Origin of the sequence: Paenibacillus sp. FSL H3-0302 (assembly GCF_037982245.1) — a bacterium.
Classification (GTDB): Bacteria; Bacillota; Bacilli; order Paenibacillales; family Paenibacillaceae; genus Paenibacillus_AQ; species Paenibacillus_AQ odorifer.
In genome coordinates, this window is the sequence record NZ_CP150284.1 from 3983082 (window position 1) to 4007239 (window position 24158).

The 24158-nt window shown below is 43.1% G+C and carries 14 protein-coding genes; 2 read left to right on the plus strand and 12 right to left on the minus strand.

The annotated features are described in order from the left end of the window. Positions 1–4 precede the first annotated feature (4 nt). The 6 genes from MHH50_RS17645 to MHH50_RS17670 form a co-directional block, all read right to left on the minus strand. Complete coding sequence (locus tag MHH50_RS17645; protein WP_076309254.1) at positions 5–1060, minus strand: glycoside hydrolase family 76 protein; 1056 nt, start codon at positions 1058–1060, stop codon at positions 5–7. A gap of 33 nt (positions 1061–1093) precedes the next feature. Beyond that, a complete protein-coding gene (locus MHH50_RS17650; RefSeq protein WP_076128254.1) occupies positions 1094–1981 on the minus strand; it encodes a carbohydrate ABC transporter permease in 888 nt (295 codons plus the stop codon). 33 nt (positions 1982–2014) lie between these two features. Beyond that, positions 2015–2902 carry a sugar ABC transporter permease gene (locus tag MHH50_RS17655; protein ID WP_036688088.1) on the minus strand — a complete coding sequence of 296 codons (888 nt, stop codon included), beginning with the start codon at positions 2900–2902 and terminating at the stop codon, positions 2015–2017. Between the two features lie 57 nt (positions 2903–2959). After that, entirely contained in the window at positions 2960–4267 is a 1308-nt protein-coding gene (locus tag MHH50_RS17660) for an ABC transporter substrate-binding protein (protein WP_340033198.1), read from the minus strand. Between the two features lie 44 nt (positions 4268–4311). Then, positions 4312–5577 carry a glycoside hydrolase family 125 protein gene (locus tag MHH50_RS17665; protein ID WP_076128250.1) on the minus strand — a complete coding sequence of 422 codons (1266 nt, stop codon included), beginning with the start codon at positions 5575–5577 and terminating at the stop codon, positions 4312–4314. 246 nt (positions 5578–5823) lie between these two features. After that, a complete protein-coding gene (locus tag MHH50_RS17670) occupies positions 5824–7008 on the minus strand; it encodes a GntR family transcriptional regulator (RefSeq protein WP_076280056.1) in 1185 nt (394 codons plus the stop codon). Between the two features lie 383 nt (positions 7009–7391). Between MHH50_RS17670 and MHH50_RS17675 the strand changes: the two genes are divergently transcribed. Continuing rightward, a complete protein-coding gene (locus MHH50_RS17675) occupies positions 7392–9086 on the plus strand; it encodes a M3 family oligoendopeptidase (RefSeq protein WP_076184489.1) in 1695 nt (564 codons plus the stop codon). Between the two features lie 76 nt (positions 9087–9162). Here MHH50_RS17675 and MHH50_RS17680 read toward each other — a convergent pair whose 3' ends face one another. Next, positions 9163–11916 (minus strand): sugar-binding domain-containing protein, encoded by a 2754-nt coding sequence (locus MHH50_RS17680; protein ID WP_340033199.1) that lies wholly within the window; start codon positions 11914–11916, stop codon positions 9163–9165. A 143-nt stretch (positions 11917–12059) separates the two neighbouring features. Between MHH50_RS17680 and MHH50_RS17685 the strand changes: the two genes are divergently transcribed. After that, positions 12060–12992, plus strand: a complete 933-nt coding sequence (locus MHH50_RS17685; RefSeq protein ID WP_340033200.1) for a helix-turn-helix domain-containing protein — start codon at positions 12060–12062, stop codon at positions 12990–12992. A 127-nt stretch (positions 12993–13119) separates the two neighbouring features. Here the strand turns inward: MHH50_RS17685 and MHH50_RS17690 are convergent, their stop codons facing one another. The 5 genes from MHH50_RS17690 to MHH50_RS17710 form a co-directional block, all read right to left on the minus strand. Continuing rightward, positions 13120–13494 (minus strand): DUF1801 domain-containing protein, encoded by a 375-nt coding sequence (locus MHH50_RS17690; protein WP_076304056.1) that lies wholly within the window; start codon positions 13492–13494, stop codon positions 13120–13122. 19 nt (positions 13495–13513) lie between these two features. Continuing rightward, positions 13514–13888 (minus strand): DUF4180 domain-containing protein, encoded by a 375-nt coding sequence (locus MHH50_RS17695; RefSeq protein WP_076128242.1) that lies wholly within the window; start codon positions 13886–13888, stop codon positions 13514–13516. Positions 13889–14287: 399 nt separating this feature from the next. Then, positions 14288–18682 (minus strand): Ig-like domain-containing protein, encoded by a 4395-nt coding sequence (locus tag MHH50_RS17700; RefSeq protein WP_340033201.1) that lies wholly within the window; start codon positions 18680–18682, stop codon positions 14288–14290. A 133-nt stretch (positions 18683–18815) separates the two neighbouring features. Further along, complete coding sequence (locus MHH50_RS17705; RefSeq protein WP_076129707.1) at positions 18816–19907, minus strand: response regulator; 1092 nt, start codon at positions 19905–19907, stop codon at positions 18816–18818. Between the two features lie 3 nt (positions 19908–19910). Continuing rightward, positions 19911–23021 (minus strand): ATP-binding protein, encoded by a 3111-nt coding sequence (locus MHH50_RS17710; protein WP_139330226.1) that lies wholly within the window; start codon positions 23019–23021, stop codon positions 19911–19913. Positions 23022–24158 lie beyond the last annotated feature (1137 nt).

Genomic DNA, 24158 nt, shown 5'->3' on the forward strand with positions numbered 1-24158 from the left:
CACCTCAACCCTGTTCTTTAGTTAATTCAGCCATCTTCTCCAGCAGCTTGATCGCACTAAGCTGGGAGCTGAGCTGAATCACACCAGCGGAAGTCGAAGTCCAATCTGTGCCAAACAACACTTTATCCTCTGACTTTCCTTGTTCCCAGAGACATTCTGCATTCGCTCGCAGGAAATCTACAGCTTTAACTGCTGCGGAATCAGCTTTGACCCATTCAGCTGTATAGCGAATCAGGATTCCTTTAAACAGTCCCGCATCACCATTTCCTTCATCTGGCAGCACACCTCCCTCAGAGTCAGCAATTTCATGGGCTGCGGCGGCAAAGGTTAGACGAGCATCCTCTAAATATTCCTGCTCTTTAGTGATACGGTACAGTTCAACTGCTGCGCCAATGAAAACACCTTGGTTGTAGGAGTATTTCCAATCTTTATCGATCTTTCCATCGCCAGTGCGATTCATGCCATCCCATACAAAACCCGTTGCCGGATCTACTAGATGCTCTTTTTGCCATCTGTATATTTTTAACGCCCATTCAAGATTGCCAGCTTCACCAAAAGCTTGATACAAGCGTGCCGCAAGTATAGCTGCCGGTGCGTTGGCTGGTGTATTTTTATAATCCAACTGTGATTTCTGCCAAGCAATTCCACCGCCCATATGCTCGTTCCAACCTGTCTGAATGTCGTTCCATAAAAGAAGGGCTGTATCTTTATAACCTTCCACTCCTGTTGCTTGATAAGCACGAAGCCACGCGAGAGCCATCCATTCCATATCATCATACAACTCATTTGGCCACATACCACCATTTCGTTGTAGCAGACCTTCATGAAGTGCGGAAAGCCTTTTGGCATACCAGTTCTCTCCAGTCCGCTGTAGTCCATCTACCAATACATCCACAGCATGGGCCATCCACCAATAATGAAAAATAGTGTTGCATTCTCCATTTGGACAAGGTGTTTCTATATTGTACATTTTGATCGCTTCATTCCAGAAGAATGAATCCAATGCAGCTTGTGCTTGATTCGCCCGTTCCTCCCAAATCCCTATCTCCAATTGATTCATATAGACTCTCTCCCTGGCTCGATTTTTATTGCATTAACCCTTAATACCACTGAAGGCTATCCCCTGTACAAAATAACGCTGAAGCGCTAAAAACAACACCAATATCGGCAAGATTGCTACTAGCGCTCCAGCCATCATTGGACCGTAGTCTGTTTGAAAATTATAAGAAAAAGCTTGAAGTCCCATCTGAATCGTTGCTTTGTCGGGATCATTCAGCACAATCATTGGCCATAAGAAACTGTTCCAGCCCGCTTGGAAGGTAAAGATACTTAAAGTAGCCAGCGCTGGTTTAGTCAACGGCAAATATATCCGCCAAAATATTTTAAACTCTCCACAGCCTTCGATCCGGGCCATTTCCATCATGTCACTAGGTAAGGTGAGAAAGAATTGCCGCATAAAGAACACAGCAAAGGTTCCAGAAGCGCCCGGAAGAATAATCCCCCAGAATGAGTTCATCAGCCCGTTACCCCCGCTACCTAAAATATCATTTCCTCCAAAAAGAGGAATATGGCGCATGACATAAACCGTGGGGATCATCGTCACAATGCCTGGTATCATCATCGCCGCAAGCAGCACGCGGAATATCGGCTTATTGAGCTTAAAATTCAATTTTGCGAACGCATAACCACTGATAGAACCAAAGAACAGATTCGCCAATACACCCGCTACTGCAAGTACAAGCGAATTCCAGAAATAGAGCGCAAACGGAACCGTAGTAAATGCCTTACGATAGTGTTCTAAGGTCAAATGTGAAGGAAACCACCGGATGGGCATGGCGAAGATCTCTTCGTCAGGCTTCAAGGATGTAAGAACACTCCAATAAAAAGGTAGAAACATTACGATAGCAATAACTATGCACGCTATATAATAGATTGATTTGCTTAAGTTTCTTTTTAATAACGAACTTCCGCTAGTATCCATACCTCTATCCCCCTTCTGCATGGCAAGCCCGGCTTATACAATGGACTCCTCCGCCTTTGTGATCCGCATGTTTATTAGTGAGAAAATGAGAATCGCCACAGCAAGCACAAATGCTTGTGCAGACGCATACCCCATTTGCAATTGATTAAAGCCCTGCTGATAGATCAGATAAACTGGAGTCTTTGTCATATTCGCCGGACCACCCTGCGTCAGCACAAAAGCTTGGTCGAACAACTGCAACGCACCAATGATTGACATCGTACTGACAAGAAAGGTTGTTGGTCGCAGCTGCGGCCAAGTAATAAACCGGAAACAAGCCAGCTTATTAGCACCGTCCAGCCGTGCAGATTCATACAAATAGTCGGGCACGCCCTGCAGACCTGCCAAGTAGATAATCATATTAGAACCTACCGATTGCCAGAGGGTAAGCATAATAATGGATAACATCGCCGTTCGGGTCTCGGATAACCAAGCTGGACCCGTAATCCCAACATAAGACAACAATCCGTTAACCAAACCAAATTCAGGATGCAAAAGCCAGATCCAAACGGTAGCAGCAGCAACGGCGGATGTAAGGGTAGGCAGATAATTCAATGTGCGGAACAACTTTACCCCACGCCAGGATCGACTAAGCAGAATCCCGAGGAGAAGCGAAATCAGAATATTAAATGGAACGAAAATGATGGAATACAGAAATACATTTCGGAATGTTTTCCATAACAAACTGTCCTCTATCAAACGGCGATAGTTATCAAAACCGATCCAATCGTTTCTACTAAGTACATCGTAGTTGGTAAAGCTTAAATATAGCGCCATTACCACAGGGATGACTGTGAATACTGTAAACAGCAATACCGTGGGTGTAATAAACAGATAAGCCGTCCGCGCCTGATGTTTCTCTAGCTTTCTGATGGAAGCCATTTCAGCTACCCCCTCCTAAGCAAAAGGGAGGCGAAACCTCCCTTCACTTCAAATGTCTTACTTATTATTTACTTCATTATCCTTCAGCATTTTGTCGCCCTCTTCTTGCGATTTCTTCAAGGTCTCATCAATGCTCATCTTGTTTTGCTGATTAAGCTGCAAATTAGGGGCCAAAGCATCAGTCTCCATCACGGAATATCCAGGATGGTTCGGACGAACCTTGGCGAACTCCAACGTTTCCAGAAACGGCTGCCACTTTGGATCATCCTTGAAAAATGGATCTTCCATCGATGGCTTATAACCCGGCAGGTTTAGACTCTTCTTTGCCCAGAGCAACGCGTTATCCTTGTTCGCTGTCCACCATTTGATGAACTCCCATGCTTCTTCCTTATGTTTGGAGCCTTCTGGAATCACTAGCCCAAATCCACCCATGACACTACCTTTATCACCATTTGGTCCGGCTGGAGGAGGAACGATTCCATAATCCAGGTCTTTACCATATTTGTTATAGGTGCTGAGCATCCACGGACCGGAATACAGCATAGCCACTTTACCTGTGACAAAAGCATCTTGCCCTTCACCAAGTCCAAGTTCGAACCCTACTTTATACACTTTGTCCTTGTTCATTAGGCGATCCCAGAACTCAAGCACCTGCTTGCCCTGCTCATTATTAAAATTGGTCTTTCCATCCTCTGTAAGCATGGTGCCGCCAGCCTGTTGGAGATACATATTAAAAAGTCCCAAATCTCCCATAGAAAAACCTGCAGTCTCCAATTTATTGCCATTCCATTTCGTTAGCTTCGTAGCCGCTGCCTCTAGTTCATCCCAAGTTGTTGGAGGCTGAAGTCCTGCCTCTGCGAGCAGCTTCTTGTTATAGAAAAGAGCACGGGCATCTACTGTAAGCGGCAGCCCATATAATTTGTCATCGTATGAAAGCTCCCGTAGGGATTCACTGTAGAAATCATCTTCGGAAATACCGTCACGCGTTAAGTATTCATCCACCGGATGCAGTACATTTTTCGGGGCATACAGCGAAGTTCTCCAACGGTCCCAAAACAGTACATCAGGAGTGCCGCCATTGGTCGCAGAAGTTAGGAATTTCGTGATCATATCCTGTTGCAGCACATATTTTACGTGAATTTTATCCTGCGATTTATTAAAAGCATCCACCATGGTCTCGAATTGCTTCTGCCCCTCACCGCCCCAATCTCCCCAGAAGGTAAGCTCTGTCTTTTTCCCGGTACTGCTCCCAGCTTTGCTTGTGTTTCCGGTCTCTTTGTCCGCAGATCCGTTATTGCCACCGCAGCCCGCAGCAAGTGCAGTAGTCATTACCAAAACAATTGAGGTAACCAGCCATTTTTTCATGTTCTCTATCCCCTTTAGAGTCGATTATTCAAACCTTGTTGGTCTCAACCGCGCTTAATCTGCTTACCACAGCGCATGAGTACAAGCTCACAGAACATCATATTTGCCCAAGAGAACCATGGACGTGTAAATTCATCAGGATTATCCACATGAAACCCTTCATGCATAAATCCAGTTCCTGCATCCGTCTTCTCCAGCAGATGAAGTAAGGCTTCCTGTTCCTCAAAGCGGGTAGATGTCATTCCCTGCATCGCTAAAGCTATGGGCCAGATATACCGATTTGGCGTATGCGGACTTCCAATGCCAGCAGCCGCTTTTCCTGCGAAAAAATAAGGATTAGTGCTACTTAAAATAAGTTCACGGGTATTTTTATAAATAGGATCATCAGCAGTCACATAACCCAAATAAGGGATAGAGAGTAGACTAGGTACATTTGCATCATCCATAAAATTCACCTGTCCCAGACCATCTACTTCATAAGCATAGACCGCTCCAAACTCTGGATGTTCTACAATTCCATACTCACTTATTCCCTTATTAAGCTGGTCAGATAGTTTTCTAGCTTTCTTTTCCAGCTCCTGATCACCTAAAATCTCACGGGCAATTTCACACACATATCGTAAAACAACCACCGCGAACATATTGGCCGGAACCAAATACCCATATTCACAGGCATCGTCACTAGGACGAAATCCAGACCAAGTCATTCCGGTATAAGCCGTCAACGTCCCTTTGCCTTCTCGAGCTAACGTATCCGTGGGCGGACAGTTCATCCGTTGAAAAAGATATTTTGAATCGCGCTCATGGTTCTGTTCGGTAGTCCATAATGTTATGATTCTTTCTACGCCTGTTACAAACGACTCATTAAACTGACTAGTACGGCCCGAATTCTTCCAGAGCAGATAACTCAGTTGGATTGGATAACATAACGAATCAATTTCATATTTTCTTTCCCAGACTCCCGGGCTCATCTCCGTCAGATCCTCTTGGTGGCCATGCCCACTTTCTTCTTCATTGAATGCGTTAGCATACGGATCAAGCTGGATGTAAGTAAATTGTCTACGTACAAGTCCCTCAATCATGTCTGCAATTTCTTCATCTTCGGAGGCAAGGATTAGGAAAGGTCTGACCTGTGCGGCGGAATCCCGTAGCCACATCGCTGGAATATCTCCGGTAATAACAAAAGTGCTTCCGTTTGGCATTCGTTTTAAGGTTGTGTTCCAGGTGTTGGCCATACATTTCTCGAACATTTCGGCTAATTTCGGGCGATCACTCAGCTGTGCTTTTACGCTAGATGCCAGTTTATGCATTGACTCGGGTATTTCTCTAGTTGCTTTCAGTTATAATACCCCCTTTTTCTTTTTAAATTTGAAGCGCTTTCATTGATTAGTATATTGTCATGTGATTAGTATGTCAATATGTTTATTTTATTATAATGATATACCAATACATCTATAATGATAAATACATATCTAAAACAAATAAAAAAACCCATCCAAAAAGATAGGTTTTTATAACAACTAATATATGTTTAATTTGGAGAATAAGCCAAAATTCTATTTAGAGATAGATTGTTTAGCGGAGCTTGTAGATTCACCAGAAATCAACTGAGCTTCCAGCATTATCTTATTGGACACACTCTGCCCGTTCATAATTCGCAATACATTTTCTACTGCAAGCCGCCCCATCTCTTCTTCATTTTGCCGTAAATGGGTAAATGCATAACCCGAACCAAGTGGAGTTGGCGGACTATCAAAGCAAATGATCGAAATATCTTCTGGAATTCGTAGCCCAAGTCGTTGGACCGCAGTTCTAGCCAGCAGCGCAATATTATATTCCACAGCAAAAAGCGCCGTTATTGTTGGATTCTTTTGCATATGAGAAATTAGCCGCGAAATGTCATGTTCAATATTCTCATCGTTGAAGGAATCCGGTAGTGTTGAGGTCAAATCGCTGACCCACAATCCCTTGTCTACAGCTATTCCCCGTTCCGCATGCGCTTGAATAAATCCCTCTACCCGCTCTTCAAGAGCTGTGGTATCCGCTGGAGGTGGAGAGAGAAAGGAGATATGAGTATGCCCGAGATCAAATAAATACTCCGTACCTTTGAGTGCAGCCTGCATATTATCAGTACTGATCGATGCTGCTGCCACTCCTTTTAAATGGCGATCTACCAGAACTAGCGGGAACCGCCCTATCACCAATTTTAGAATCTCCGCATTAAAAAATTCGCCTTGAGCCGGAAAAATGATCAGACCATCTACACCTAAGCTGAGCAACTTCTGAATAGATTTCTCTTCGTTCTCCGGCACCCCAAACGTTCTTCTTAAAACCAGAAAACAATCATTATCACGTGAAGCCTGCTCCATGCCATAAATTAAGCCTGTGCCATAGCTGTTGCCAAAGTCGGTAATAACCAGACCGATCGTCTTTTCCTCATGGTTAAAGGAATTGAAAACAGTTCCGTCGGAGACCGTCCCCGGAGATATCGCTGATTCCATGTAATCGACTGCTGGATCTGCCACAAATGAACCTCTCCCCGGTTTTCTCACAATTAATTGTTCCGCGGCGAGCATTTCCAGAGCTTTTTTACTCGTAATCCGACTAACATTATAGGCTTCAGCCAGTTCTTTCTCAGAGGGAACCCGTTCCCCTTGTCCATAGGATTTATTAACGATAAGCTGCTTCACTTCATCAAATATTTTTTCATACATCGGTTTGGATGATGTTGTCTCACTCATGACTTTCGTTATCTCCTGACTCTAATTTTTTCATCTTATACATAATAATATATCATGATATATTAAGTTTGTCGACAGTTGTGCGGCTACAGCAAAAAAAGAGGGAGGAAGGATGTAAAGTGGAAAAATACAAAACTTCGTATATAAACAGAGATAACCCGTATTCAGTGAATGCTGGTTAAATAAAGGCTAAGTAATCGCTATAAATATCATTTCTACTATATTCTTAGATAATATCAAACCGTATTTCATCTAACAAGTTTTTACACTTTTGTCCATTTGTTCTTTTTTTATTCAAAAACAGCTAACACAGGTCTATCGTAAATTGCTGTTCAGAATATATAATAGAGACTATCTGGTATAGAAAGGAAGTTGAATAGTTAATGAAATTTAATGATTATCGCTATGAGCGCCCGGATGTAGAGAAGTTCAAACAGGATTTTAACAACCTGCTTAAAGATCTCAATGACACCGAGCCATTAGAAGTGCAAAAGGCTTCCGTTACCGCTATTAACAAGCTTCGCAATGAGTTTGACACCCTGCAGACATTGGTTAGCGTTCGCCATTCGATCAATACAACAGATGAATTCTACAAGGCTGAACAGGAATTCATGGACGAGATTGGCCCTATCGTTCAGGAATACATAACGGACTACTACAAAGCACTCGTCAATTCCAAATACAGAGCCGAATTCGAACAAGAATGGGGCACGCAGCTGCTTCAGCTTGCAGAAGTAGCTCTGCGTACTTTTAGTCCAGAAATCATCGAAGATTTACAATTGGAGAACAAACTCTCTACAGAATACGCTCAGCTTATCGCGTCCGCCAAGATTCCATTCGAAGGCGAAGAACGGACACTGACTCAGCTTACTCCTTTTGAATTGTCCACGGACCGCGATATGCGCAAACGTGCTTCACAAGCCAGATATGATTTTATGTCTGAACATGAGAGTGACTTTGATCGAATCTATGACGAGCTAGTTAAAGTCCGTGACCGCATTGCTAAAAAGCTTGGTTACAGCAACTTTGTTGAGCTAGGTTATGACCGGATGATGCGTACCGATTATAACGCCGACATGGTAGCCAACTTCCGGAAACAAGTTCTGGAGCATATCGTCCCCGTCTCCCAACAGCTTAAGAAACGGCAGACTGAACGCCTAGGTCTGGATGCCTTGAAGTTTTATGACGAGAACTTCAGCTTCAAGACTGGCAATGCCACTCCTAAAGGAGATCCTGACTGGATTGTAGCTAACGGATCCAAGATGTACAAAGAGCTCTCTCCGGAAACTGATGAATTTTTTACTTTTATGTTGGATAACAATCTAGTGGATTTAGTAAGTAAAAAAGGTAAGCAAGGCGGTGGCTATTGTACTTACTTCAGCCAATACCAAGCACCTTTTATCTTCTCAAATTTCAATGGAACCTCAGGGGATATTGATGTCTTGACCCATGAAGTGGGGCATGCCTTCCAGGTGTATGAAAGCCGAAATATTAATGTACCTGAATATGCTTTTCCTACTTATGAAGCCTGTGAGATCCATTCCATGAGCATGGAGTTTTTTGCTTGGCCATGGATGGAATTGTTCTTTGAAGAGGATGCAGACAAATACCGTTTCAATCATTTGGCAGATAGCCTTCAGTTTATTCCTTACGGAGTTACTGTAGATGAATTCCAGCATTTTGTTTACAGCAATCCTGAAGCAACCCCTGCTGAACGTAAGCAAGCATGGCGAGAAATCGAGAAAAAATATTTGCCGCACCGCAATTATGAAGGTAATGCTTATCTGGAACAAGGTGGATTTTGGCATAAGCAAGGCCATATCTTCGCCTCCCCGTTCTATTACATTGACTATACACTAGCACAGCTATGTGCCTTCCAGTTCTGGAAACGTTCAAATGAAGATTTTAAATCCGCTTGGAGTGATTATTTAGAGTTATGTCAAGCTGGAGGAAGCAAATCCTTTATCAAGCTGGTTGAACTTGCGGGCCTGACTTCACCTTTTGAAGATGGCTGCATTAGTTCGGTCATTGGAGAGATTGAAAGCTGGTTAAACAGCATTAATGATAAAGAACTTTAATAATACCTTGCAGTACCGATAAAAAAGCAATCCCTGCTTCTTAGCTGGGATTGCTTTATTTTCATATTAAGGTTATTTAGCGATAACGAATCAACAAGTCCAGTGGATAACGACCTGCATTACGGCCATACAAAGATAGCCCGCCGTCCTCTGCTTGCAGCTCCAAACGGAAAACACGATTGCGATCCAGCTTCGCTGCTAACTGCCCCGGTACACTTGCCTTGCATAGGTAGCCATAAGATCCAGCCTCATCCAGCTTATTCGCTATTGGCTGATAATGCCAAGACAAAATCCCTCTGCTATCAGCCGGATCATCCGGTAAATAGAAAGAACCAATCCGCTGCCCATCCACCAGAACGTTCACTCGGGAAGGATGACGCTCTTCATCCGTCATATAATACGTATTCGGATTATATTCCACCCTCGCATCTGCCCCATGCATAAGATCAAGGCCCATATCATTAAGCTTCGTACCTTCAACATGCCGCGCCAGCAATCGTTTAGCACTTGCTTCGAAGATGATTTCGATCTCACCAATCATTGATTTATCTGCTGCATCTGGCAGTGTAACCTCGTATACATACTGACCTTGCCCAGCACCATTGATCTTAGATCCTTGGATAGCATCCCATTGATGCTTAAAGTTATGATCGGTATAAGCTCCCACTGGAATTTGAATAAATTCTCCTTCACCTTTAAACAATACAGTGTTATTACCGCCTCTTACATCAAAAGTAATGAAATTCCGCGTGATCGCTTCACCCTTCTCATTAATCAGAGAAACAGCAAGTATTGCAGCCGCCTCCTGACCAGGCATTGTAATGTTCAAAGAAGGAAGTATAGTGTTTCCAAAGTTATCCCATTTCACAGACATATGTCCACTTTGCGCAGTGACCCGAGTCCCCAAATTGTCGTACCACAGTTCCCATTTCAGCTTCAAATTATGACCGTGATAGCTGTCCGCGAAGCTGGAACCTAGCAAAGGTACTTTAACACTCTGCCCTGCTTCTACTGTCTGGCATGGAGGAGCATCTATCACGATAAAATCTGGGGAATGCAGATCCGCAATCGTCATCCCGGGAACAAAATCCCCATATCCAAAATCCTTATCGCTCCCGTCTAGCCGGTAATAACCATTGAACTCATTCGTAACATCACGGAATTCAGTAAATACGAATCCACATAGCTTATCATGCCGCCGGAATTCATTCATCATATAGCGGTAATGCCATGCCAAATCACTGTCCCCTGCACCACCTTCTATCCCCCACACATTACCGCATTCGCTGTTCATTAGAGGGGCATCAGACTGTACGTTGCCGCCAATACAGTTAAACTCCGATCCCGGGAATGTTTTATCTACAACCTCATTTAAGTGGGCTTGCAGCTGCTCGTAACCATTAATGTAAAAGTGCCATGTATTAATATCCGATTCCACATGATCATAATTACACGGCGAGTTATCCTCAACAATTCTAGTCGGATCAAGCTGCTTCGCCCAGCGATATTTCTCCCGCACCCATTCCTGTGTCTCTTTAAGATAACTACTCTGCTGCTGTACATCACTTGTGAGGCTAGCCTCCTGAGCATCTGTCTTCAAACCCCAGGTCTCGTTGAACATAACCCACGAAAAAATAGATGGATGATTATAATCTCGTTCAATCACCTCAAGGGCTTCTCTCTCATAGGAGGCTCTGGCCTTGTCATCCGGATTACCCCAGAAACAAGGCATATCTTCCATAACAAGAATGCCAAGCTTATCCGCCCAATACAGCTTACGGGGTTCTTCGGGCTTAATATGAATTCGCACCATGTTTAGCCCTAAACGTTTCATTAGATAAATTTCATCCCGCATGTCTTCATCCGTTGGATAGGTGAAAAACCCTGTCTTGTGATAGGACTGATCAAGAGTACCGTTCAAATATATCGGCTTACCATTTAAGGTGATCCACCGATAATCACGATCTTCAAAGCGGGCAGTCTGAATTTCGCGAATTCCGAAATAAGTGCTGACTGTATCTGTACCAAACGATCCACTGAGCTGCAATTCACCTTCATATAAATAAGGATTTTCTGGACTCCACAAATGCGGATTGGGAACATCGATAGACAGCTTACATTCGTTGACCCCTGCTATAAGCTGCAGCTTCTCTGTATGAACAACAGAATGATCAGCGAATTGCAGCGTAAACTCTGCCGAACCCGTTTCATGCGCAATTATTCTTGTAGTTACCTTCACCTGTCCATCTATACGGGTCACAAACTTTGCATCTTTCATATAAGTTTCGGGACGTGCTTCAAGCCATACAGGCTGCCAAATTCCACGGATTTCTCCATATCCTTGTTTGCCCCGCGCTTGATAAGCATGATCGAAATCCTCAGCTCTTACGACAATATTATTCTCACAATTAGCTGCCCAGTAAGGTGTAATATCAAATTCAAATGAACCATATCCACCTTGATGTGAACCTACATGTTCTCCATTTATCCACACATCACATGAATAATCTACTGCCCCAAAACGTAAAAACAATCGTGTTTGTTGGTCAACAGCCTGCCCATTCACGGTGCGGCGATACCAGCCTATTCCTTGTTGATCGCAGCCAATTCCGGATAAGGGACTTACCCAAGAAAAAGGTACAGTGATCATTGAGTCGTAAGCGATTTCAGGATTGGAGTACCATAACGCCTTCATACCTTCATTGTTCGGATCAAACTTAAATGACCATTGCCCATTCAAATTCATCCATTCATGACGTTGCCAATGTGGATGAGGGTGTTCAGAACGAGGAATCGCAAGTGTCTCAGAAGCTAATATAGAAGTTGTCATATGGCGAGCACAGCCTTTCAAAATAAGAAGTTGAGCCCATTTTAGCACCAGTATATGTTTTTCGCAATGTTTATTATGATTTTACAATACTCGATCTTCATTGTACAATAACCTCAACCCATCCTATACGAAAAGGAACAAATATGATGAATGATATTTCACAAGAAACGATACGTTATCCCGCGTCACGCATTTTAGATGTAGCTAAAGCACTGTCTGGTGACGTCCGCGTCCGCATTCTTGAAGCCCTTGGAGAGAAGCCTATGAGTGTCAGTCAATTAGCTGAGACGTTAGGTGTAGCTCAGCCAACGATATCTATCAATGTGCAGACGTTAGAACAGGTTAATCTTATCTCATCTACACAAGGAGCAAATCGCGAAAAAATCTGTGCGGTCACCTGTCGCTCTATTCAACTCGATCTCCCTTCAAAGCTAGGGGATGGGCTGCATCAAACTGAGGAAATACATATGCCCATCGGAATGTTCTCCCACTGCTCCATACAACCGTCCTGCGGGATGGCTGGAAAAGATGGTGGTGTCATTGGCTCCCAGGATGATCCAAGAGCATTCTACATGCCTGAACGAGTCGATGCCTCTCTCTTATGGTTCGCAGAATCCGGTTATGTCGAATACTATTTTGCCAACCCCCTGCCTCCAGGCGTCGAGTTGGACGAAATCCGCATTTCGGCAGAAGTATGCTCAGAAGCCCCTTCATTTCGAGAGGATTGGGCCAGTGATATCAGCTTATCCATCAATGACCAGTTAGTCGGGACTTGGACCTGTCCCTCCGATTTCGGGAACCGCAAAGGGAAACTGACCCCTGAACGTTGGAGAAGTGGAACTGAATATGGAGCTCTTACTACATGGAGTGTCTCGGAATCGGGCAGCAGCTGTAATGGTTCTTTCTCATCTTCCACTACAATCAGCTCTTTAAAGCTGGCGTTTAATGAACCTATTCGTGTACGTTTTGAAATTCGGGAGGATGCACTCAATAAACGAGGACTAAATCTGTTCGGAAGTGGGTTCGGGGACTATGCCCAGGATATCATACTGGCGTTTGTACGACGTCCGAAATGAGGAAAAAGAGGCAGGAGTGCCTCGGAAGTGGATCCAATGTTCACCAGCATCAAGAAGAACATCAACAATGGATGCACACTTCCAGCCCTGACCAGATGGACCTCTCTATTTCATACCAGTAGAGACCTTATTTTGCTTCAACTTTTTTTAGATTCTCAGCGACTCTGAAGGTTACAATCTTGCTAATTAATTCATAAGGCATAGGCTTATCAATAGGGAATTGAACGGAACCTTTAGCACCTTTATAGCCTGATAATTCATCTTTAAAAGCATTAATTCCACTTGGAGTTGGATAGAATCCAATATGCTTGGGATAAGCAGCGAAATGCACCAAATTTCCGTGTAATGCAAAAGTAGGCATCTGATAGCTTATTTTTTCCTCTGCTTCCGGTGCCGCCTCTTTTATCACCTTTCTTAACGTATTAAGGATTTCCTGAACCTCAAGCGAAAACCCGGAAATATAGGCATCGATCGATTCATATGTGATTTTACTTTCATCCATGATATAACTCCTCTCTGGATCATCTCCACGATTTGCATAAATGTAGGGCCGCTAAAGCCTCAGCTTCAGTACTTTTGAACAACATTTTATCGCCTTGATTGCATTCGTAAATAAAATCATTCAGACTTTTGCTGTTATAGCTTGTAAATTCTCCTACGATAGCAACTCTCATCTGATAGTTTGTATATTTTTGTGCAATCTCACCAGCAACTCCAGACTTTAGCTCGAAAAAATCATCCGTAATCTGTTCCTTCCTCAGAAGCATTTTATCGCATCCTTGGTATTTTACATTCATCATTAAGTCTAAGGCATCCCTTACATTATTGATTATGATCTCCTCACCAGAGATTATAGCTACCGTTGAATCATTCTTATCATCCACTGTGATTTTCATTCAAGACTACTCCTTTTCCGCGAAGAATTTCTGCAACATTATGATTACTCTGCTTAATCGCAACCGACCATGCAGATTCACCACTTTTTATTTTAGCAGAAATGTCGGCACCATGTTCGATTTACAACTCTATTAGTTCTACATTATCCGTATGAAAAGCAGCAGAATGTAAGGAAGTATAACCATCACTATCGAATATATTATTCTCCATATTCGCAAGGTGCGGATGAGCTTTCAGGATTTCTTTCAGCCGTTCTGCATGGCCTGATTGTGCTGTCTGAAATACATCATTAATGATTAATTATCGTATAAACGAGCTAAGCCATAAAAAGAAAAGAGGACTCGTTCAATGTTCTTTGAACGAATCCTCTAATGATCACAATTCTGGAGCTCAGTAGATTAGATTAAATCCGACTTTTCAAGTAGCCGCTTCACGATCTCTGCAACCTCAGCTCTGGTCATATCATCTTTCGGAGCAAGCCCTTTACTGCTTCTTCCCATGATAATGCCTGCCTGCAAAGTGTCAGTAACTCCACTGATTGCCCAGTTAGAAACCTCACTACTATCTGTAAATGGAGCTAACAAAACGTCAGCCGATTGAACAGAAAGCTTAGTCTGTAGCGCTGTAATTTTCATCGCTTTAGCAATAATTAACATCGCTTGTTCACGGGTAATATGTTCATCAGGGCGGAACATGCCATCTTCAAAACCATTGATTAATTGATAAGTAAATGCCGTGTTGATCGCACTGTTATACCAATCCGTGGTCTTTACATCTGAGAATGGTGTTGCAGCTTGTTCCATCTCAAGTCCCAGACCGCGCACAACAATCGCCGCAAACTCAGCACGGGTAATGGCTTGATCCGGAGTAAATTGACCACTACCTGTTCCCTCAATGACTAATCGGGAGCCCATATCGTTCACTGCCTCTTTTGCCCAGTGATTAGCTACATCACTAAATTCAAGCGGATGCCAGATTACGGAGTAAGTACCTCCGCTTAAGCTGTTGATAGTAGCAAAATATTTGCCATCAATTACAACCACTTTAGTAGGAACATGGTGTACCGAACCTTCGGAATCAACGTACACTCCAGTTGTAATCTTGTTCGGGTCCATCCCTTCAGGAATGGCTATGGTACGTTTAACATACGTATTGAATTGGGAAAGTTCAATACTCTTATCTCCGTAGATACCTCTAGCCGTAAAATTAACTGGTGCGGAAACTAATGAGAAGGATCCTTTTTGCGCAGCTGCTTCTAAAGCTTTAACTTTATCGGCTGTAGGAGCACTAATTTCAATCTGTATCTTAATATCTTGCAAAGCTACCGACTTGCCGATTTGCTCGTTCAAAGCGTCAATATTAATTTGTTGAGCAGGCAGTGTAAATGTCGCATTTCCCGCTTTAATCTCAAGAATCGCTTGATTACCCTGCATATTTTTAACCATTTGTCCATTTAATTCGCCAACTATAACATCAGATTTACTATTTGCACCGATAGAAACTACTGTACCTTTACCTTCAGTGGCGAGCTTGTCCTCTAGCTTCTTCTGATCTAACACAATAGTGGTTAACGTTTGCTCATTCCGTTTACCATTCGTTGCGGTTCCCACTGTTTCAGCTTTACCATTGATTAGAATGGAAGCAGCATTTACCACAGGTGCCGGAGTTGGTGATGGGGTTGGTTGCGACGGAACAACAACATCACCACCAGATGGAGTGCTAGGAACAACTGCATTGGACTCAGCAGAGAATTCGCTGATGCCAGCTTTATTGATTGCCTGTACCGTGAAGGTATAGCTTGTTCCATTCGTCAAACCACTGATTGTCAGAGGACTTCCAGTTCCTGTAACCGTCAAACCTCCCGGATTAGCAGTTACAATATATCCTGTGATTTCGCTGCCTCCATCGTTCACCGGCGGGATAAAGGTGATGATTGCTTGACCATTCTCTGCAGTTGCTGTTACGGATGTTGGAATTCCAGGTGCTGTAACTGGTTTAACAGGTGCCTTCACAGTAACGGTTGTAGAAGCCGTATAACTACCATCTTTCGTCGTTACCGTTATGATGGCTGTTCCTTCACCAATCGGTGTTACTACTCCATAAACAACCTTAGCTACTGTCTCATCGCTCGAGCTCCAGATCATACCTTTATTTGTTGCATTAGCAGGTGTTACTGTCGCTTGTAGAGTTCCCTCGCCTTCACCCACCGTTAAGTTAAGTTCTGTCTGGTCTAAAGTCACCCCAGTTACGATAACGTCAGGTGGCTTAGGAGCGGCTACATTAACTGTGGTTGTAGCTGTAAAACTTCCATCTTTCGTCGTTACCGTAATAACTGCTGTCCCCTCACCAACCGGAGTTACTACTCCGTTCACAACGGTCGCAACTGTCTCATCGCTCGAGCTCCAGATCACGTCTTTATCCGTTGCATTGGCAGGCTCTATTGTTGCTTTTAGGAGTCCATCAGCTTCACCAGCTGTTAAATTCAGTGTCTCCTGATCTAGCTTCACTCCAGTTACGTCCACAACGGGCGGGATTGGGGCACTCACACTAACTGTGGTTGTAGCTGTAAAACTTCCATCTTTAGTCGTTACCGTAATAACTGCTGTCCCCTCACCAACCGGAGTTACTACTCCGTTCACAACGGTCGCGACTGTCTCATCACTAGAGCTCCAGATCACGTCTTTATCCGTTGCATTGGCAGGCTCTATTGTTGCTTTTAGGAGTCCATCAGCTTCACCAGCTGTTAAATTCAGTGTCTCCTGATCTAGCTTCACTCCAGTTACATCCACAACCGGCGGGATTAGAGCACTCACACTAACTGTGGTTGTAGCTGTAAAACTTCCATCTTTAGTCGTTACCGTAATAACTGCTGTCCCCTCACCAACCGGAGTTACTACTCCGTTCACAACGGTCGCGACTGTTTCATCACTAGAGCTCCAGATCACGTCTTTATCCGTTGCATTGGCAGGCTCTATTGTTGCTTTGAGGAGTCCATCAGCTTCACCAGCTGTTAAATTCAGTGTCTCCTGATCTAGCTTCACTCCAGTTACGTCCACAACGGGCGGGATTGGGGCACTCACATTTACTACAGACGAAGCTGTAAAACTTCCATCAGTAGTCGTTACCGTGATGATCGCTGTTCCAACGCCAACTGGAGTTACCACCCCGTTTACAACGGTTGCAACAGTCTCATCACTAGAGCTCCAATTTACTGTTTTGTTCGTGGCATTAGCAGGTGCTATTACGGCACTAAGCGTGTCTCCTGCTTCTCCTTCCGTTAAACTGAGTGTTGGTTTATCCAGGGTCACTCCGGTTACGATTACATCCCCCGTATTGTTTACCGTCACATTAAAAGTGTAGGTGTTGCTTAATGCTCCATCACTTACCTTAACAGAAATCACACTGGTGCCAAAAGCATTCGCTGCGGGTGTTATTTCTAAAGTTCGTAACTCACCACTTCCACTTATTTCCAGTCCATTATTCGGAATTAAGAGCGTATTCGAGGAAGTAGCTGATACTTGTAGGTCATCTCCATCCACATCGAGAACCTTAAAGGATCGTGAGACCGACTTGTTTTTATCGGTTGTAGTATTCCCCATAAAACCTGTGTCCTGCTTCCAGGTTGCCCCAGTAATTGTGCCGTTCTTAAGGGGAAGACCAGAGGTATTAATAGCGACATTCCCATCATTGCTATTCGCTAATTTATAGTTTAAAGCCAGATTAGGCTCCGAGCCTGTCAAGTCGACATTCATTTCTCGAACAATATCACTTTGGGTCTTGGCTTTACTCCAGAACCTCACGTCTCTCATTCCACCGTTATAATCTCCGTCCTGTCTCCACGTGCTTTTTCCAAGCCAGTTATTCGGACGTGCAACGTTTCCTACTGTACTTAAATCCATGGCCCCTTCTGCCTTAAGTACACCATCCCAATAAATCCGTCCCTTTTTCTGACTGTGATCATAAACAATCGCGACATGAACCCATTTAGAAATCGGGAAATCCTCAGTGACATTAATATCTCCCTTATTAGTGTAGGCAGTGAAATTCATCCGTTTGCCGTTAAAACCTACAAAAATATTGTGGTTCTGCTCTGCGATCGATGATTCAAAAAATCTCATCCATGTCTGAAAAGCATCTACCTTCAAAAATCCTTCAACTGTAAAAGAATTCCCATAAATCCGTTGATCCGGGAACGTCACATAATCCCCGTTACCGTCAAAACTAAGATAGTCCCCACCATTTAGTTCTGTCAGATAAGGTGCATCATTCACTGGATTTACAGTAATTACGGCTATACCCGGATCTGAGCTGAACGCGGCAGATACTGTGGTATTCGCATTTTTTTGATAATTTTGATAACCGGATGCTGTTGTATCCCATAGCTTAAAGCTAATGGATGCCGTTCCGTTCCAGTCTTTCGCCGGGACAAAACGGATTTTCTCCGATTTCAGCAGCAGAAAAGCATTACTGTTTGACACCGGCTCGATATTATACCAAATTCGTCCCACCGTGTTGTAATACTGCCAGGCCCCTTTGGTATTATCTAAAGCTACTACAGCAATCCCTGTTGACGCTGGATCCGATACTTTTCCTGTCAAAAAGCTGGCTACCTCAACTCCTGCGTTGGAATAGTCATCTTCATTAATCGACGTTATTATAGCTGGGCTATTCTCGAGCCAACCGAAACTAGCTTTTGCACTTATGATTGGAGTTTGCATAGGACCCACCCCCTGCACCACAAGTCCAGTACATAACGAAATACTAATGCCTATTTTCATAAATGATGGCTTCAAACTCTATTTCCCCCTCTAGCATAAATCATGTCCTTAATTCGACAATAATCGAGAGTATTATACAAAATTAAGATAAACAAAAAATAAACAAAAAAAGAACCCTCGATAGCCATCCTTTCGAAGGTTCCTTCCATTACAATAACTTCTGTTTCATTAACGCTTTAAGTTTAGGATCGGGTGTTGTTCCGAGCTCTTGCTGCAGCATCTCTTCCAATTGACCAAATTTCCGCTGTGCTTCATTCATTCGCCCTAATTCAATTAGTAAGTTGATGATTTCATGATAGATGTCCTCTCGCAAGGAATCTAATTTTAATATTTCTCCAAAATAATGCAGTGCTTGCTGCTGCTGATTCTGCTCTAAATGAAATCTTGCAGCCAGCTCCAGCAATCCTATATATTCATGCTCGAGTCTGCGCGTCCTGCCACTGGCCCATTCATAGGCTTTTCCTTTGAGTAATGCTCCTGTGTATAAAACTTCTGCTTGAATCATCCATTCAACATGTCTTTCAGAGGTTTGCCTGATTTGCTTTAACAATCGCTCAAATTCATACAGATCACAATAAATGCTGCTTTCTACTACATGAATTTCATTCCTGCTAGCTTTTATATAATTGGCGCCGATTGCTTTTCGAATATAATACAGCGTCGAGTTGAGATTCTTCCATGCTTTTTCAGGCTCCAATCCGCTCCACAACGTGTCGATAATTTCCTCCCGGCTAACCGTCCCTTTACTAACCAGAAAAGCAAATAATTCTTCTGTTTTTGGACTTCTCAGCTTGATTAGCTCTCTGTTCTGCGTTCTGCGGTACACTTTTAAACCATTAAATAAAAAAACTTCTAACGTAGGCTCAGCCGTTGTATTTCGATTTATTTTTTTGAGTTTCTCTAACGTCTTAGACAACCGCTCCGCAGTTACAGGCTTCAAAAGATAATCCACTGCACTTAGGTCAAAAGCCTGCAGCGCATACTCATCAAATCCGGTTACAAAAACCACATCTATCGATTCATCCAATTCATGCAAAAGGCTAGAAAGCTTCATCCCATTCGTCTCAGGCATAGAAATATCCAAAAAAGCTACATCTATCGGATTGGCCTTCGCAAAAGCATAGGCTTCCGCAGGATTCAAAAACGTCTCATAGACATCAATCTCTCCGCTCTGCGATAAGATCCGCTTCAGGCGTTTTACCGATAACTCCTCATCATCTACAATAATCGCTCGCAGCATGCCTCAACCTCCCATCCGCTTAAGCTGCTGTATTGGAATTTCAAAAGATACCGTTGTGCCTAATCCTTCAGCACTTTGAATATGAATATTTTTTCCATATAATAGCTTGATGCGCTGACTGATATTCCACAGCCCCACCCCTCTTTTATCTACATCTGACTGCATTACTTCTTTCAATTTATGCTCACTCATTCCAGATCCATTATCCTCCACAATAAAGCTAATCACAGAATTCTCTAATTCTTTTACAGATATAATTACCGTGCCACCCCGCAAATTGGACATTAGGCCATGCCTTATTGCATTTTCGACCAAAGGCTGTAGAATCAGCGGAGGAATCCGGTAATCCGTATTCACTCTCACATCATATTCCACATTTAATCTGGCACCGAAGCGTGCTTTTTCAATATTGATATAAGCCTCTACCAGCTCAAGCTCATTCTCCAGACTCGTTAGTGAATCCAGTTGTTTGAAATCAAAGCTGCTTCGCAAATACTGGGACAGCTGCAGTGTCAACTCTTCGGCCTTCTCAGGTTCCTCCACACATAGTTCAGCAATTGAATTCAGAGCATTGTATAAGAAATGAGGTTTGATCTGGGATCGTAAAAAAGCAATTTCGGCGTCTTTGGCAGTCTTCACGGAAGCTCTCAATCGGGTCAGACTTTTAACACGTGCCATTAGCTCTTCAGCTTCAAAAGGTTTTCCCACATAGTCATTTGCACCGTTATCCATGGACATCTTCATATCGCTCACCCTGTTCTTGGCCGTCAACATTAACACAGGCAGTTCAAAAGGAGTAAATCTCTCTCTAATCTTTTGCAGAACCTCGTAACCCGAAATGTCCGGCATGGTAATATCCAGTACCACCAGAAAAAAGTCTGTGTTTTTCGCTAGCTCCTCAAGTGCCATCTGCCCGCGATTGACAACCACAATAGAATATTTCTCTAGCTTAAACAGATTGATCATAGATTGCAGATTGGCAAAATCATCGTCCACTACTAAAATGGGCTCATCGATCTCGCCTTTGATATAAAGGGGATAACTACCATGGGAGAAACTTAATTCTTTATAAGAATGTGCCGCCTTAAGGGTTGGCCTCGAGATTGGCTTAACCGCTTTATCCCACCGTGGAAGTGTAAAAATAAACACCGAACCTTTTTCCACTGTAGATTCCACAGCTATGTTCCCACCATGCAGTTCTACTAGCTTCTTAGTAATACTTAATCCGAGCCCTGTTCCACCATGACTATGAATCTCCGCCTCATCCACCTGCTCAAAAGCTTTGAAAATACGCTCCTGCATATCCGGTGAGATACCCAAACCTGTGTCTGCCACACGTACTTCCACCCACTCCTGAATAACTCTGGCACTAATCTCTATTTCACCCTGTTCCGTAAATTTAATCGCATTATCAACCAAGTTGTGGAAAATTTGAATCAGACGATTGCCATCTGCATTCACCATAGGGAAATTCGAAGCGACTCTGTTAACGAGCAGGATCGACTTTTCTCCGAGCAAAAAAGAATGAATACCCATGACGGAATCAACAACGGCTTTCAAATCCAGGTTGCTTTTGTATAATGTGATGTCTCCATACTTCATTTTGGAATAATCAAGTAGTTCATTTACCATATGTGTTAATCTTCTGCCGCTCCCTATTACGATCGCTAGATTCTGCGCTTGTTTTTCATTAACTGGACCCTCAACCCCATCCAGCAGCGTAGCTGTAATGTTCACTATGGCATTTAGAGGTGTTTTTAGTTCATGTGAGGTGTTGGAAAGGAATTCATCTTTAATTTTATCCAGCCCGATCAGCTGGTTTTTCATCTCGTCTATGGTATGGTAGGCTTCAAAAAAACGTAGAACAATCAGCACGATCATGATGATATTAAAAGCCACAATGTAAAACTGCCCGAGCCAAAGGTTCTCTTTTATAGAAAGAGCAAACAAAATAATGTCTATGGAATATAAATTAATAGCTAGAATCGCCATAAACATCAGCAGCAATTTGATTCTATTTACTTCTGCGCTTCTGATATATAGGGTAGCCACTCTGCATAACATCCAAATTAACATCAGCTCATATAAAATAATCACATACGGATAAATGACCGTGTAAGAACGAATCGGCAGGATGGCGACCAGAATTATAAAGCTGCCTAAAACAATCGTTATGGCTTGAGTAAATTTTAAAGATATTATGCTTTTGTGCATTTGGTAAAAAAATATTGCGAGCACAATAAAGCAGGAGATGGAGCTTATATCCTTTACTTTGTAGAGCACTATGAACGAAAGTTTAGGGAAAAAGAGTAAGAGTGAACGCTCGCCGATCAACCCATGATATATCGCAAACAGCAAACAAATAGTAGCAAATACAAGTAAAGAGTAATCCTGCTTACGGTATAAGGACGCTGCCCCAAAGCAGATAAAAAAGATAAGGGCAAGTGTGCCTAAAATAGCAACGGTGCTAAATTCACGGGCCGTACTCTTCTGCTGAACCTCCATCATTGCTGCTTCCTCACCAAAGGATAAAGAAACCGGAATGCCCCCATTTACATAATCGAAGTTAGAGACTTGAATTATGATTTCTACATCTCCCTTATCAGACGAAAAAAGCCCAATCAGCGGGATATTCCCTGACCGATAATCAGCTTCATTAGCAGCAGGATTACCATCCTCAATAACTGACTGTCCATTAACAAAAATCCTGCTTGAAAAGCGGATATTAGTTTTTTTCAAGGCGAATACCCCGCTTACAGGCAGGTTTTTTAGAACCATCCGATAGGTGGCGGAACCGAAGGCGGGTAAAGGGCTTCCATTAACGATGTTGCCGTTCCACCGGGAGGGCACCTCCATCCAAGCTGTAGAATCAGGTATATCTGCGCTACCCGCCCTAAAATGCTCAGAAGTTAATAGCTGGTTCCAATAAAACTCCCATTCACCGTCTAACTTGATAATCTTATCCTGTTCATAATCCCAAGCCGCGAGATCCATGACTCCATGCTGCACTTGCAAGTGACTTCCTTGTTTATCGTGACCCATAAGAATGGATAGAGGAATCGCAGATAATAAAATTAAACCAATCAGATAGATAAGTAATGTCCTTTTGAGCATCGTATCGGCCCCTTTTATGGAAGAGTAAAGCTGCAGCAATCACCAGGGCCATCCTGCAACACGTGATGTAGAGTAAAAAGTTTAGATGAACATAGATAATTCTATAAAATTTTCTAATTTCCTTCACAATTCGACAAAGTAATAGGCCTTTATTAGGATTTTTTTCGGAAAAAGCGGGACTTGTATGAAAAGAGGGTCTGATATGACCATGATGAGTAGGATGACGGTATGAGCACGATGAGTAGGACGACGAAATGAGCATGATGAGTTTAATGATGAAATGAATGGACCAGTTGGGCGACTTGTGCTACTTTGGCGACTCGAACGCATCTGCCCGGCACTTGCGGACTCAGGAGACCTTATTTGCTGAAAAACGAGGGTTTTGACACGCTATCGGACTCAGTTGCAACTATTCGCTCATAACTACCCCATTTTGAGTCGATTTGCAGCTAATAAGAGCTATGCAGTCCGTAACTTTTGGAATACGAGCGAAAATGTACGAATAGCTGCAATACGGTCCGTTCATCCCGGAGTTACATGACTTTGGTGACATGGACAACATGTATAATCTGACGACTTGGACTAGATAGACAATTCTGACGTCATTGGGAACTCTGAATACTTACACTGCGCGTTTGCGGGCTCAAAAGACCTTATTTGTTGAAAACCGAGGTTTTTGCCACGCTATCGGACTCAGTTGCAACTATATGCTCATAACCACCCTTTTTTGAGTCGATTTGCAGCTAATAAGAGCTATGCAGTCCGTAACTTTTGGAATACGAGCGAAAATGTACGAATAGCTGCAATACGGTCCGCAACGTTCGAAAATGAATAATGATATTGCGCAGAGCACGTAATCCATTTTTGCGGATCAGTAAGCACATGATGATCGTCCTAGAAAAGCCATGCGGCCGCGCGGGGGGGAAGAATCCGCTTTTAGAGTAACTATTAACTTCAGCAAATTCAGCTCGTTCACCATGCTAGCTTCCTTCCTTTAAAACCTACTAGAATTCGTCATCTTTATACACAGTAACTCATTGAAGAAATCCCCAGCACTCGTTATAATAGCAACTATAGGTCGTGAAGAACACGCCGCTTTTATACAATCTCTATCCTGGGCTAAGCTCAGGAGGAATT